Annotated in this window: 10 protein-coding genes and 1 pseudogene; 7 read left to right on the top strand and 4 right to left on the bottom strand. The window is 65.2% G+C overall.

Translation table 11 applies throughout. The annotated features are described in order from the left end of the window. Positions 1-16: 16 nt before the first annotated feature. Positions 17-1,603 (bottom strand): signal recognition particle protein, encoded by a 1,587-nt coding sequence (gene ffh, locus B0G38_RS04690; RefSeq protein ID WP_264668371.1) that lies wholly within the window; start codon positions 1,601-1,603, stop codon positions 17-19. Positions 1,604-1,845: 242 nt separating this feature from the next. Between ffh and B0G38_RS04685 the strand changes: the two genes are divergently transcribed. After that, positions 1,846-3,258 carry a glucose-6-phosphate dehydrogenase gene (locus B0G38_RS04685; protein WP_413542032.1) on the top strand — a complete coding sequence of 471 codons (1,413 nt, stop codon included), beginning with the start codon at positions 1,846-1,848 and terminating at the stop codon, positions 3,256-3,258. Positions 3,259-3,361: 103 nt separating this feature from the next. Here the strand turns inward: B0G38_RS04685 and B0G38_RS04680 are convergent, their stop codons facing one another. Together B0G38_RS04680 and B0G38_RS04675 are read right to left on the bottom strand one after the other, a co-directional pair. Beyond that, complete coding sequence (locus tag B0G38_RS04680; protein ID WP_264668369.1) at positions 3,362-3,700, bottom strand: P-II family nitrogen regulator; 339 nt, start codon at positions 3,698-3,700, stop codon at positions 3,362-3,364. Further along, the gene (locus B0G38_RS04675) at positions 3,697-4,995 is read right to left on the bottom strand and encodes an ammonium transporter (RefSeq protein ID WP_264668368.1); all 1,299 of its coding nucleotides are present in this window, start codon (positions 4,993-4,995) and stop codon (positions 3,697-3,699) included. Before B0G38_RS04675 ends, B0G38_RS04680 begins: the two co-directional genes overlap by 4 nt. Before the next feature lie 177 nt (positions 4,996-5,172). On the opposite strand from B0G38_RS04675, the gene B0G38_RS04670 reads away from it, so the two are divergent. The 4 genes and pseudogenes from B0G38_RS04670 to B0G38_RS04655 form a co-directional block, all read left to right on the top strand. Then, complete coding sequence (locus B0G38_RS04670; RefSeq protein WP_264668367.1) at positions 5,173-6,453, top strand: MFS transporter; 1,281 nt, start codon at positions 5,173-5,175, stop codon at positions 6,451-6,453. Between the two features lie 222 nt (positions 6,454-6,675). Continuing rightward, positions 6,676-7,473: a dioxygenase family protein gene (locus B0G38_RS04665; RefSeq protein WP_264668366.1), complete on the top strand. Its 798-nt coding sequence runs from the start codon at positions 6,676-6,678 to the stop codon at positions 7,471-7,473. 198 nt (positions 7,474-7,671) lie between these two features. Continuing rightward, positions 7,672-8,694, top strand: a complete 1,023-nt coding sequence (locus B0G38_RS04660; RefSeq protein WP_264668365.1) for a 13E12 repeat family protein — start codon at positions 7,672-7,674, stop codon at positions 8,692-8,694. 206 nt (positions 8,695-8,900) lie between these two features. Beyond that, a pseudogene (locus tag B0G38_RS04655) lies at positions 8,901-9,359 on the top strand (HNH endonuclease); the annotation flags it as partial. 124 nt (positions 9,360-9,483) lie between these two features. On the opposite strand, the gene ftsY reads toward B0G38_RS04655, so the two are convergent. Next, positions 9,484-10,689, bottom strand: coding sequence for a signal recognition particle-docking protein FtsY (ftsY, locus tag B0G38_RS04650; protein ID WP_264668364.1), 1,206 nt, complete (start codon positions 10,687-10,689; stop codon positions 9,484-9,486). Positions 10,690-10,865: 176 nt separating this feature from the next. Here ftsY and B0G38_RS04645 point away from each other — a divergent pair, with 176 nt between their 5' ends. Together B0G38_RS04645 and B0G38_RS04640 are read left to right on the top strand one after the other, a co-directional pair. Next, entirely contained in the window at positions 10,866-12,386 is a 1,521-nt protein-coding gene (locus tag B0G38_RS04645) for a CYTH and CHAD domain-containing protein (protein ID WP_264668363.1), read from the top strand. Beyond that, the gene (locus B0G38_RS04640; protein ID WP_264668362.1) at positions 12,383-13,117 is read left to right on the top strand and encodes a glutamine amidotransferase; all 735 of its coding nucleotides are present in this window, start codon (positions 12,383-12,385) and stop codon (positions 13,115-13,117) included. Before B0G38_RS04645 ends, B0G38_RS04640 begins: the two co-directional genes overlap by 4 nt. Positions 13,118-13,177: the final 60 nt, after the last annotated feature.

Here is a 13,177-nt window from a genome sequence, read left to right as displayed (position 1 = left end):
GCAGACCACAGCGAGCCTACTTGCCCAGGAACTTTTCGAACCCCTTGGGCAGGTTCAGTGCGGACGGATCGAAGTCTTCCTGCTGCTGGCCGAAAGCTGCGCCGGTGGGCAACGCCTTTTTGGCGTTGGCGCGGCGTTCCTCGGCTTCGCGCAGTTCCTGCGCGGCCTTGGCCGGATTTCCCGAACGCGCCTTCTTCTTGCCCTTCGAGACCTGCTTGCCCTTGCGGGCGCCGCCGCTGAAGCCGCCCGGGCCAGCCATGCCGGGCATGCCCGGGATGCCGCCGCCCTGGGCCATCTTCTTCATCATCTTCTGGGCCTGGCCAAACCGCTCCAGCAGGCCGTTGACCTCGGAGACGTGGACGCCCGATCCCTTGGCGATGCGGGCACGGCGGGAGCCGTTGATGATCTTCGGCGCGACCCGCTCGTGCGGGGTCATGGAGCGGACAATCGCCTCGACGCGGTCGATTTCGCGCTCGTCGAAGTTCTCCAGCTGCTGACGCATGCCGGCGGCGCCGGGCATCATCATCAGCATCTTCTTCATCGATCCCATCTTGCGGATCTGCTGCATCTGCGCGAGGAAGTCATCGAGCGTGAAGTCTTCCTGGTCGGCGAACTTCTGCGCCATGCGCTCGGCTTCGCCCTTGTCCCAGGACTTCTCCGCCTGCTCGATCAGGGAGAGGATGTCGCCCATGTCCAGGATGCGGTTGGCCATCCGGTCCGGGTGGAAGATCTCGAAATCGTCCAGGCTCTCACCGGTGGAAGCAAACATGACCGGCTTGCCCGTCACGGACGCGACGGAGAGCGCGGCGCCGCCGCGGGCATCGCCGTCGAGCTTTGAAAGCACGACGCCGGTGAAGTTCACACCTTCGTTGAACGCCTGGGCAGTGTTGACCGCGTCCTGGCCGATCATGGCGTCGATGACGAAGAGGACCTCGTCCGGGTTGATGGCTGCGCGGATGTCCGCGGCCTGCTGCATCATTTCCGTGTCCACACCCAGGCGGCCGGCGGTGTCCACAATGACAACGTCGTGCAGCTTCTGGCGGGCTTCCTCCACACCCTGGCGGGCGACGGCGACCGGATCGCCCGTGGCTGATTCAAATTCCGACTGCACGCCCGGGTGCGGTGCAAATACCGGCACCCCGGCGCGCTGGCCGTTGACCTGCAGCTGGGTGACGGCGTTGGGCCGCTGGAGATCCGCGGCGACCAGCAGCGGGCTGTGGCCCTGTCCCTTAAGCCACTTGGAGAGCTTTCCGGCGAGCGTGGTCTTACCTGCACCCTGCAGGCCGGCCAGCATGATCACGGTGGGCGGGTTCTTGGCCAGGCGGATGCGCCGGGTCTCGCCGCCGAGGATGTTGACAAGTTCGTCGTTGACGATCTTGACGATCTGCTGGCCCGGGTTCAGCGCACCGGAGACTTCCTCGCCGAGTGCACGTTCCTTGACATGCGCGGCGAATTCACGCACCACCGGTACGGCGACGTCCGCGTCCAGCAGGGCACGCCGGATCTCGCGGACAGTGGCGTCGACATCCGCCTCCGAGAGACGTCCCTTGCCGCGCAGATTCTTGAAGGTCGAGGCCAACCGGTCAGAGAGTGAATTGAACACGCGCCGTGTACTTCTTTCGTCGATCTAGGCTCACAGTCCCCGGCCGCGCCGGAGTTCAACTATCTAGGGTAGCAACTGCGGGCGGGCAATGTCCCAATTTCCGGACGACGACGGCGACCGGACCACTTGATGGCAGCGAACCGGCGACATCGGGCGCCATAGATGGCAAGGTAGGAAAGGTGACTGCCGAACAGACCTCAACCGGGACAGAATCCGCAGAAACTACCAGCGGAGACGTGGAAATCCGGACCTTGCTCATTTTGGGCGCTTCCGGGGACCTGACCGGACGGCTGCTGCTGCCCGGACTCGGAAAGCTCATTGCCCAAGGGCGGACCCAGGGCCTGAGCCTCGTGGGGGCAGGATCCGATGACTGGGACCAGGACCGGTGGCGCGAACGCGTCGACGAAGCCTTCGGGTCCTGCACTCAGGGAGCTAACGACGCCGGCCTGCGGGAATTGCGCAAAGTACAGGAAAACACCGAGTACCACATGGTGGACGTAACCGCCGAGGGGGCTCTGGCGGAACTGCTCAGCTCGGTCAAGGGGCCGGCCGCGGTCTATTTTGCATTACCGCCGGCCGTCAGCCAGCAGGCCTGCGAGGTCCTCAAGCCCGAGGACGTGCCCGAAGGCACGCGCCTGGTGATGGAGAAGCCGTTCGGCTCCAGCCGCGTTTCGGCTGCCTCGCTGAACGGGACGCTGCTGCGGTTGGTCCCCGAGGACCACATCCACCGGGTGGACCACTTCCTGGGCAAAGCCACCGTCTTCAACATCCTGGGCCTGCGCTTTGCCAACCGGTTGCTCGAGCCGCTGTTCAGCAATGAGCATGTGCAGAAGGTCGAAATCTTCTACGACGAGTCGCTGGCATTGGAAGGACGGGCACGGTACTACGACAAGGCCGGTGCCTTGCGGGACATGATCCAGAGCCATCTGCTGCAGATCATGGCGCTCATCGCGCTGAACGCCCCCGCAACGCTGCACGAACGCGACCTGCGCGACCACATCGGCAGTGTTCTGCGCGCCAGTTCGGTCAAACCGGACTTCGCCAAGAGCACGCGACGTGCCCGGTACACGGCCGGCGAGGTAGACGGACGGAAAATCCCCGACTACGTGGCCGAAGAGGGGATCGATCCCGCGCGGAACACGGAGACGTTGGCGGAGATCGAGGTCTCGATCAACAACAGCCGCTGGACCGGGGTTCCGTTTATCCTGCGTTCGGGCAAAGCGTTGGGCAAGAAGCAGAAGGAAGCCATTGTCACCTTTAAACCCGTTAACCATCTGCCCACCGGGTTTAAGGGCGTGGATGCGCCCACGCGCCTGCGGATCGGTTTCGGCCCCGACACCCTCCGGCTGGAGATCGATGTGAACGGGCCCGGCGACATCTTCACGCTCGACCGCGAGGTGATGGAGACCAACCTGCACTCCGCGGATCTCTTGCCGTATGGGGAAGTGCTGGACGGCATCCTGACCGGGGACCCGATGCTCTCGGTCCGCGGGGACATCGCGGAGGATTGCTGGCGGATTGTCGAGCCGGTCCTGAAAGCATGGGAGGCCAACGAAGTGCCGCTGGAGGAGTACGCTGCAGGATCGAACGGACCGGCTGGCTGGGAAACATCGAGGGACGATACGCCGATGCGGACCGTGGACACGGAGGCCTGATGGGAGGGCACTGGACCACACAAAGCTGCACCTCCGAAAGCTGGCTCCGATGATTCGATTCCAGCTCCCGGAGGTGCAGTGAGCGTTTCCCCTCGCCGTCCGGCTAGATAGCGGCTTCCCCACGCTCGCCGGTGCGTACCCGCACGGCTTCCTCGACGTCGATAAGCCATACTTTGCCGTCGCCGGCCCGTCCCGTGTTGGCCGTGGCAACCAGGACATCGACGATGTCGTTGGCCCATTCCTTGGCGACCAGGACCTCCACTCGCACCTTCTGCAGCAGATCAACGGTGTACTCAGCGCCGCGGTACACCTCGGTGTGGCCCCGCTGGCGGCCGTAGCCACTGGCCTGGCTGACCGTGAGTCCCTGCACCCCGTAACTTTCCAGGCTCCCGCGGACCTCGTCGAGCTTCTCGGGACGGATGATAGCGGTTACCAGTTTCATGCCTTGACCTCTTCCTTGATATGCGCGCTGCGGTCCGTGGCCGGATGCGGCACAAAAGTGCCTCCGGTGCCCAGCCCGCCGAACTCGTACGCGGTTTCGGCGTGCTGCGTCAGGTCCACGCCGATGACCTCCTGGTCCTCGGTGACGCGGAAGCCAATCGTCTTGTGCACTGCCAGCCCGATGACAATCGTCATGATCGCGGTGAACACAACGGACACAACCGCTGCCACCGTCTGGGCCCCTAGCTGGCCGGGTCCGCCGCCGTAGAACAGTCCGCCGCCGACCCCGTCCGCTGGGAGGGCGAGGAAGCCAAGGGCCAGCGTGCCGACCAGTCCGGCGACGAGGTGGACGCCAACGACATCCAAGGAGTCGTCATAGCCGAACTTGTACTTCAGCCCCACAGCGAGGGCGGCCAGTGCACCGGCAACGACGCCTAGACCGATGGCGCCAATGGGAGAGACATTCGCGCAGGCCGGAGTGATCGCAACCAGGCCGGAGACGACGCCGGAAGCGGCGCCGAGGGAAGTCGGCCGACCATCACGGATGCGCTCGACAACGAGCCAGGCGAGCATCGCGGCACCGGGCGCCACCATGGTGTTGACCCAGATGAGCCCCGCTTCCTCCGCAGTACCGGCGGCGCCACCGTTGAAGCCGAACCAGCCGAACCATAGCAGTGCAGCACCGAGCATGACGAACGGGATGTTGTGCGGACGCTGGGCCGGATCCTTGCCGAACCCTTTGCGCTTGCCCAGGATCAGGGCCAGGATCAGGCCAGCAATGCCGGCATTTATGTGGACCACAGTGCCGCCGGCGAAGTCAATGGCCTCCCCGGCCCAGGCACCGACAGCACCTTCTGCACTCAGGAGGCCGCCGCCCCACACCATAAAAGCCAGCGGGCAGTACACCAGGGTGACCCACACCGGAACAAAGACCGCCCAGGCGCCGAATTTCGCGCGGTCGGCGATGGCGCCGGAAATGAGTGCCACGGTGATGATCGCGAAGGTAGCTCCGTAGCCGGCGCCGATCAGGTCCTCTGTGTTCAGCAGTGTCTGCATGCCGAATGCCGCGAACGGGTTGCCGAAGAGCTGGCCGATCCCCTCGCCGCCGCTCATGGAGTAACCCCACAGGACCCAGACGACGGCGACCAGGCCGATGGAAATGAAGCTCATCATCATCATGTTCAGGGCGGCTTTTGCACGGGTCATGCCGCCATAGAAGAATGCAAGGCCTGGCGTCATGAGCAGCACCAGTGCCGCGGAAATCATCACCCAGACGTGACCTGCTGACAGATCCATTTTCGCGTCCTCTCGTCCGAGGCGGGACCATCCCGCATCTGGTTTCCAGATTGCCGGTCGATTGTTTCCGCGGATCCGGCACTTCGTTTCAGGGGCGTTACAAGGACGAGGCCACCGTAAATCCGGTGTCACGACCATGTTTCAGCCATGTTTCGCAGCACGGATAGGCTTGATGCCATGCCCCTCTTCCGCCGCTTGGCCCGTTCCTCGGCCGAGCCCGCCCGCCCCCGGTCGGCACGCCCGCGCCCCACACCCATCCCCCGCGACATCAAAGTACTGGTGGCAGCCGCCTTCGTAATCGCACTGGGTTACGGCCTCGTGGCTCCGGTACTGCCGCAGTTTGCGGCGAGTTTTGACGTCGGCGTCGCGGCAGCGTCCATCATTGTCAGCGTTTTCGCCTTCACCCGGCTGATCTTCGCCCCGGCGGGCGGGGCACTCGTGGGCCGTTGGGGTGAACGACGGGTCTATCTCACCGGACTGCTGATCGTTGCCGCCTCCACCGGCGCCTGTGCCCTGGCGCAGGGCTACTGGCAGTTGCTGCTGTTCCGCGGGCTCGGCGGCCTGGGCTCCACGATGTTCACCGTTTCCGCCACCGCGCTGATCCTCCGGCTCGCGCCACCCGACAGCCGTGGACGAGTTTCCGGGCTCTACGCTGCAACATTCCTGATGGGCGGCATCCTCGGACCGGTTGTGGGCGGACTGTTGGCCGGTCTCGGCCTGCGCGTTCCCTTCGTGGTGTACGCCGTCGCACTTCTGGTGGCTGCGGCCGTCGTCGCTGTCATGCTGAAGAAGCCCGAACGCAGCTCCGCTGACGGCACGGACTCCCCTATCCAGCCGATGCCGTTGAGCGAAGCGATGAAGGATCCCGGGTACAGGGCCGCCATCGCATCCGCCTTCGCCAATGGCTGGGCCACGTTTGGTGTACGCATGTCGTTGATTCCGCTCTTTGCGGGTGCCGTCCTGGGCGCAGGGCCGGAAACCGCCGGACTGGCCCTGGCAGTGTTTGCCGTGGGCAACGCGCTGGCGCTGACGTTTTCGGGCAAGCTCTCGGACACCATAGGACGCCGGCCGATGGTGATTTCCGGACTTGCCGTTGCAGGGCTGGCGATCGCCGCCATCGGTTTTACCGACTCGGTCCCGGTATTTGTCGCCGTGTCCGTGATCGCCGGTTTCGGATCAGGCCTGCTTGGACCTGCCCAGCAGGCAGCGGTCGCGGACATCATCGGCAATCAACGCAGCGGTGGAAAAGTTCTCGCTGTGTTCCAAATGTCTACAGATGCCGGCGCCATTGTCGGGCCCGTCCTCGCCGGCGCCCTCGCGGACAGACTGGACTATGGCTGGGCCTTCGCAGTCACCGGCTGCGTGACCATCCTCGCGGCCCTGTTCTGGCTGTTTTTCGGCCGGGAGACCCTCGCCGTCCAACAATCGGAACCCTCTGCGGACGGATCCCGCTCCTAATTTCCGCGGCTTGAAGCAAGGAGGCCAGACCCGTCTCTGGCTGCCGGCTTCCAGCGTCCGACGCCCCGCGTCCGACGTCCCGCGTCCGGCGTCCCGCGTCCGGCGTCCGGCGTCCGGCGTCCGGCGTCCGGCGTCCGGCGTCCGCCCAGGATACCATCTGCCCTAGAAGCTGAGACGCAACTCTAACTTGAACCTTCAAGTAAATGGCGGTACGGTGGACTCATGACGCACACGATGACCCAGCCTCCGGTTCTGTTCCTCAGCCATGGCGCTCCCCCGCTTGCCGACGACGAGCGTTGGACCACCCAACTCGCGGACTGGTCAAGCACTTTTGAAAAGCCAAAGGACATCCTGATGGTGTCGGCTCACTGGGAGAATGCGCCGGTGACGTTAAGCGCCACCAAGCAGAAGACCGGACTGGTGTACGACTTTTGGGGATTCCCGCAGAAGTACTATGACGTCACGTACGACGCGCCATTGGCCCCCGAACTGGCCGGAGAAGTATCCAGGCTCGTAGGAGACCGTGGCCACCACGTCGAGCAGGATGAGACCCGCGGGCTGGACCACGGCGCCTATGTCCCGCTGGTGGAAATGTTCCCTGACGCCGACGTGCCGGTGGTCCAGATGTCCATGCCGACGCTCGAACCGCAGGGGCTCTTCGAGCTCGGCAAATCCTTGGCGCCTTTGCGTGACCGCGGCACATTGATAGTCGGCTCGGGCTTCACTACACACAATCTTCGCTGGTTCAACCCTGCCGCCGGCCCGAACACCACACCGCCGGCCGCCTCAAGTGAATTCGACCATTGGGCAGAAGAAGCAATGGCCCGCGGCGATGTGGACTCGATTTTGGACTTCCTCAACAAGGCGCCGGCAGCCCAGGAAGCCCACCCGCGCAGCGAGCACTGGGCGCCACTTTATGTAGCACTCGGCGCCGCTTACGGCTCGGGTGGGATCGAAGCGAAAACCGCTATCGACGGCTTCTGGTTTGGCCTGTCCAAGCGCTCCTGGACGCTGACTTAAGCCCCACCCCCGAAGACGGGAAAGCGACAAGGCGCATTTTGCGGCATTGGGCTCGGCCTACTCAAATCAGGTGCTGTGCATGAATGTCGAGACCGGCCGTGAGTCGGACAATCCCACAACCGCCGGCCAAAACGGCGGTTTCTCCACAGCCTCGAAGATGCCTTGTGTGCTTCATCACACGACGGTAGAATAGAAAGTATGTTCGAGTCAATCGTTCCAGCAGAGATGGATCCGGTGAAGCCGGTTCCCGGTGATCCGGGTGCGGGGCTGGTCCGTGCCGCGATTGTGGAACTGGCGGATATGGACCAGGACGTCTCCGAGGGGGTGCGGATTGACCGGATCACCGCGCTGGAGGAACTTAAATCCGCCGCCGCTGCCGCGCAGGCACGCGAGACGGAGGCGTTTGTCGCCTCCCGTAAGGAGACCCGGGCCGCGGCCGGGGTCGCGGCGGAGAAGCGGGGGCGGGGCCTGGCCAAGGAGATCGGCCTCGCGCGCAAGGACTCCCCGAATCGCGGCGGCAAGCACCTGGGTATGGCCACCACGCTGATCAGGGAAATGCCGCACACGTATAAGGCGCTGGCCGAGGGCCGGCTGAATGAGTGGCGGGCGACCATCCTGGTCCGCGAGACCGCGTGCCTGAGCGTGGAAGACCGCGCCCGCATCGATGAGGAATTGTGTTCGGATCCGAAGACGCTGCGCGGCTGCGGGGACAAGCGGATCGGGGCGTTGGCGAAGCAGGCCGCGCTGCGGCTGGACCCGCTGTCGGTGGTCCGCCGGGCCGCGAAAGCCGAAACCGAACGCCATGTCTCCTGCCGTCCCGCGCCGGACACCATGGCCCAGGTGAGCTGCCTGCTGCCGGTGGTGCAGGGCGTGGCCGTCCTCGCGGCCCTGGTGAAGGAGGCCGACCGGCTGAAGGCGCAGGGCGATGAACGAGGCCGGGGCCAGCTGATGGCCGACATCCTCGTCGAACGCGTCACCGGCCAGCCCGCGGAAAACCCCGCAAAAATCGAAGTCCAGCTGGTCATGACCGACCGCACCCTGTTCCAAGGCGATTCCGAACCGGCTCACCTGGCCGGGTACGGCATCGTCCCCGCGACCTCCTCCGCACCGGCGACACCGACAAAGAGGCCGGCACCGACAACGGGAACGGCGGCGTCGGCACGGACAACATCGACGCCGGGAACGGCAGCACAGATCACCCGGCGGCCGGCAGTCCGGTAAGGGGCGCCAGGGAAGACGAAGCCGTTGCCGGCGCAGCTGATCTTGGCAATGGGGACGGCGCTACGGTATCCGGCCCGCCAGCCACTGGCAAACCGATACCGGCCAACGATGCAGGTGCAGATTCGGCAGACACCGGAACCACCGGTACGGCGACCGGGCCGCCGGGTTCGGAACGAATAGCCTCCGGAAACGCAATCGATGAGTCCGAGGTGGAAGTGTGGGTGCGCCGGCTTTACACCGCGCCGGGCACTGGGCAGCTGCTCGGCATGGATTCGCGGGCGCGGTTGATGCCGGCCGGGATGCAGCGCATGATCCAGGCGAGGGACCAGCTCTGCCGCACACCGTGGTGCGATGCACCGATCCGCCACCACGACCATGTTGTGCCCTGGCGTGACGCCGGGGCGACCAGCGAGCTCAATGGGCAAGGGCTTTGTGAAGCGTGTAACCTGGCGAAGGAAACTGAAGGCTGGCACGCCCAAAGGATCCCCGGACCGCGGCACACCGTCGAAACGACCACCCCGACCGGACACACCTACGTGTCAACCGCACCAGCCCTGCCCGGCACCCCACCGGCGATGGAACAGGCGGACGAGCCCCTGGAGCCGTTGTCAGTCTTCGAGCAGGCCCTGGGCCGCATCGACTTCATCTACCGCCAAGCAGCGTGACAAGATTTAGGCCAACGCAGGCGCCCTAAATGCGCCGAAGGGCGGACGTGATATCACGTCCGCCCTTCGGCTTTGGTCATCGAAGTGTCCTGCCGGCAAAGGCCCGCAGGACGATTGAGCGCCCTTAGTTCAGGAGGGCATCCACAAAAGCTTCGGCTTCGAACGGAGCCAGATCGTCCGCGCCTTCACCGAGGCCGATCAGCTTGACCGGAACGCCGAGGCTACGCTGAATAGCGACGACGATTCCGCCCTTAGCAGTTCCGTCCAGCTTGGTCAGCACAATGCCCGTGATATTGACGACCTCTGAGAAGACCTTGGCCTGGTTCAGTCCGTTCTGTCCGGTGGTGGCATCCAGAACCAACAGGACCTCGTCAACCATCGCCTGCTTCTCGATGACGCGCTTGACCTTGCCGAGCTCGTCCATCAGGCCCACCTTGTTCTGCAGGCGGCCGGCCGTATCAATCATGACGACGTCGACTTCCTGGTCGATGCCGGCCTTCACTGCTTCGAATGCGACGGACGCCGGGTCCGCGCCATCGACGTCGGACTTTACGGTAGGCACACCCACGCGCTGGCCCCAGGTTGCCAGCTGCTCGGCTGCCGCGGCACGGAAGGTATCCGCCGCGCCCAGCAGCACATCCTTGTCTTCGGCGACCAGCACGCGGGCCAGCTTGCCAACGGTGGTGGTCTTGCCCACGCCGTTGACGCCCACAACCATGACAATAGATGGGCGGTCCGCATGGCGCTCGACGGCCAACGAACGGTCCATCTCCGGGTTAACGAGCTTGATGAGTTCTTCGCGCAGCATCGCCTTGACGTGTTCGGGGTCCTGGCTGCCAGCGACCTTGACGCGGGCACGCAGGGCGTCGACCAGCTCCATCGTTGGCTCGGTGCCGAGGTCCGCCATGAGGAGGGTTTCCTCGATTTCGTCCCAGACGTCCTCGTCGATCTTGTCCCGGGAGAGCAGCGCCAGCAGGCCCTTGCCCAGGGCGTTGTTGGACTTGATCAGGCGGGCACGCAGGCGGGCCAGCCTGCCCTCAACCGGAGCAGGGGTCTCGACCGGTACCGTCTCGATGCCCGCCGCATCATCGGCAACTTCGACGTCAGTCTCGGGCAGTTCTTCCTCGGGAACCGCCACACGGGGTTCAGCCGGCGCAGGTGGCGCTTCCAACGTATCGGTACCGCCGCCGCGCCCCGGGTCGTTGGCGTCCCGAGTGGTGGGGTAGGTTCCAGGAGGAGTCTTGCGGCCCTTGACCAGGAGGATGGCAACCGTACCGATCACGGCGATCGCGATGACAGCGTATATAAGGATCATGGTTACGTCGTTCACAATCCCTAGCTTCTCACAGCCCCTACCTTCGGACGCACGGCCGCAGTCGGGACAAGAACCGGAGCTGGGCGAATCCGGCGTGCGGGCTTATCATGGCGTCACCTCCCCCGCCGCGCTGGGCCGGTGTCCGTGCCGTGCTCCGAGGCGGATTCCAGGGCGAAAGCGAAAGGCCGGAAATGGCCAGTGATTCTGGGGACGCGGCAAAGCCTGGACGCGCCTACGACGTCGAGGAGTTGGCGCCGCTGCCCGCGCTGCATACTTTGCCGGGCGTGAGACGTGTGGAACAAGGCGCGGAAGCCGAGTTCGAGGCGGTGTACTTCGATACCGACGATCTCGTGCTGGCCGCACGGGGCATCACGCTTGAACGTCGCACCGGCGCTCAAGCCGGTTGGCAACTGGAGCAGCCAACCGACGACGGCGAGCGCCGGGTCAGCTCTTCGCCTCCCGACCGAGGTAAGGGTGGATTGCCGAAGCCACTGCTGCAGTTGGTGCGTGTGCACGTGCGGGACAAGCCGTTGGTTCCCGTTGCCCGGGTCCTGACCAGACGGGTTTTGCACCGGCTCCGCGGCTCCGGGGATGAGGTGCTGGCCGACATGCTGGATGACCATCTGCGGTCCGAGCAGCTGGGAAGTCCCTCCGGGGGCAGCCGGTGGCGGGAATGGTCGATTGAACTGGTCGAGGGCAATCAGGACTTGCTGGACGCTTGTGACGCCCTGTGCGACGGCTCCGGTGCGCAACCCGGATCCCGCAACTCCACACTGCGGTCGGAATTGTCGCGACATTCGCGCCAGCCGGAGCCGGCCGCGCCCCGCGCGAAGCGCAAAGGTGAGGCGGCCGCCGTCGTACTCTTCTTTCTGCATCAGCAGGTCGGCAGCGTGAAGGAACAGGATCCGCTGGTGCGGTCGGGTGAGCCTGAAGCGATACACAAAATGCGCGTGGCTTCCCGGCGGCTGCGCTCGTGCCTGGCCACTTACCGCAAACTGCTGGCCGGGGATACAGCCGGTGAGCTGCGGGGCGAGCTGAAGTGGCTCGCGGGTCTGCTGGGCGAGGCCCGTGACGCCCAGGTAATGCAGGACCGGCTCCGGGACATACTTGCCGGGGAGCCCACGGAACTGGTGCTGGGGCCCGTTGCCCGCAGGATCGATGAGCAGCTCACCACCGATCTGAAGGCAGCGCGGGCCAAGATATTGCGGGCGCTCGATACGAAACGGTACTTCCGCCTGCTCGATGCGCTGGATGGGTTACTTTCCGATCCCCCGCTGACGGCACTGGCCTCGGAGCCTGCGCGCCAAGTGATCGGCAGGCGCGTTAAGCGAGAGGCCAAACGGCTGCGCAGGGCCGTCACGGCTGCGGAGCAGCCTCCCGGCGGCGCCACCGATGCACGCGCCCTGCACGAGGTCCGCATCCGTGCCAAGCGGCTGCGGTATGCAGCGGAAGCTGCGTTCCCGGTGGGCGGGAAACGCGCACAGCGGCTCGCCGAGGCGGCGCAACGGGTGCAGCAATCGCTCGGCGTGCACCAGGACACCGTCCTGACGCGCGGGCTGCTGCGCCGGTTGGGCGCCGGGTCCGTCCTGCAGAATGAAAACGGCTTCAGCTACGGGCGCCTGCACGCGCTGGAGCAGTTTGCGGCCGAAAACGCGGAGGCAACCTTCCGCCGTGAATGGGAAGGGTTCCCTTCCACTAGCATCAAGCCATGAAGCCGTTCCTGCTCCTGGCTACCCGGGCCCAAGACAAAGCAGCCGACGAAGAGTATGCGGCGTTCATGCGCTTCGGCGGCCTAGTGGACGGGGAACTGCACCGGGTCCGGCTGGAGGCCGCCCCGCTGCCGGACATTGATCTTGATTCCTACAGCGGGATCATCCTGGGCGGCAGTCCGTTCAACTCCAGTGATGCGCCCGCGGACAAATCGGCGGTGCAGCACCGGGTAGAACGCGAACTCGGCCGCCTGCTCGATCAGGTCATCGCCACGGATTTCCCGTTTTTCGGGGCCTGCTACGGCGTCGGCACGTTGGGCCTGCACCAGGGCGGTGTGGTCGACAGGACCCACGGCGAGCCGATCGGCGAAGTGGAGATAGTCCTGACCGATGATGGCAGAAAGGATCCGTTGCTGGCAGGGGTGCCGGACCAGTTCCGGGCTTTTGTGGGACACAAGGAAGCGTGTTCGACGCTGCCGGCTGGTGCCGTGCGGCTGGCCGGCTCGGCTACCTGCCCGATCCAGATGTTCCGGCTGAAATCGAACCTGTATGCCACACAGTTCCACCCCGAACTCGACATCGACGGGCTGCTGACCCGGATCTCCATCTACCGTTTTGCCGGGTATTTCCCGCCGGCCGAGGCGGCGAGGGTGATGGAAAGTGTCCGTGGAAGCGTGGTCACCGAGCCCCAGCACGTGCTGCGCAATTTCGTGCGCCGCTACCGGCGGGACTAGCGATGCCGGCTGGACCGGCTCGGGCCGCCGTGCCGCCGGGCCCCGGATCACCGGGCCACA

Origin of the sequence: Crystallibacter permensis (assembly GCF_025960875.1) — a bacterium.
Taxonomy (GTDB): domain Bacteria; phylum Actinomycetota; class Actinomycetes; order Actinomycetales; family Micrococcaceae; genus Crystallibacter; species Crystallibacter permensis.
Note: the sequence above shows the minus strand (reverse complement) of the source record. Positions and strands in the feature narration are given on the sequence as shown.

Bases quoted from the DNA above. Each gene is read 5' to 3' on its own strand.
- B0G38_RS04680 (WP_264668369.1), bottom strand. From the start codon at position 3,700: ATGAAACTGGTAACCGCTATCATCCGTCCCGAGAAGCTCGACGAGGTC.
- B0G38_RS04675 (WP_264668368.1), bottom strand. From the start codon at position 4,995: ATGGATCTGTCAGCAGGTCACGTCTGGGTGATGATTTCCGCGGCACTG.
- B0G38_RS04670 (WP_264668367.1), top strand. From the start codon at position 5,173: ATGCCCCTCTTCCGCCGCTTGGCCCGTTCCTCGGCCGAGCCCGCCCGC.
- B0G38_RS04665 (WP_264668366.1), top strand. From the start codon at position 6,676: ATGACGCACACGATGACCCAGCCTCCGGTTCTGTTCCTCAGCCATGGC.
- B0G38_RS04660 (WP_264668365.1), top strand. From the start codon at position 7,672: ATGTTCGAGTCAATCGTTCCAGCAGAGATGGATCCGGTGAAGCCGGTT.
- B0G38_RS04645 (WP_264668363.1), top strand. From the start codon at position 10,866: ATGGCCAGTGATTCTGGGGACGCGGCAAAGCCTGGACGCGCCTACGAC.
- B0G38_RS04640 (WP_264668362.1), top strand. From the start codon at position 12,383: ATGAAGCCGTTCCTGCTCCTGGCTACCCGGGCCCAAGACAAAGCAGCC.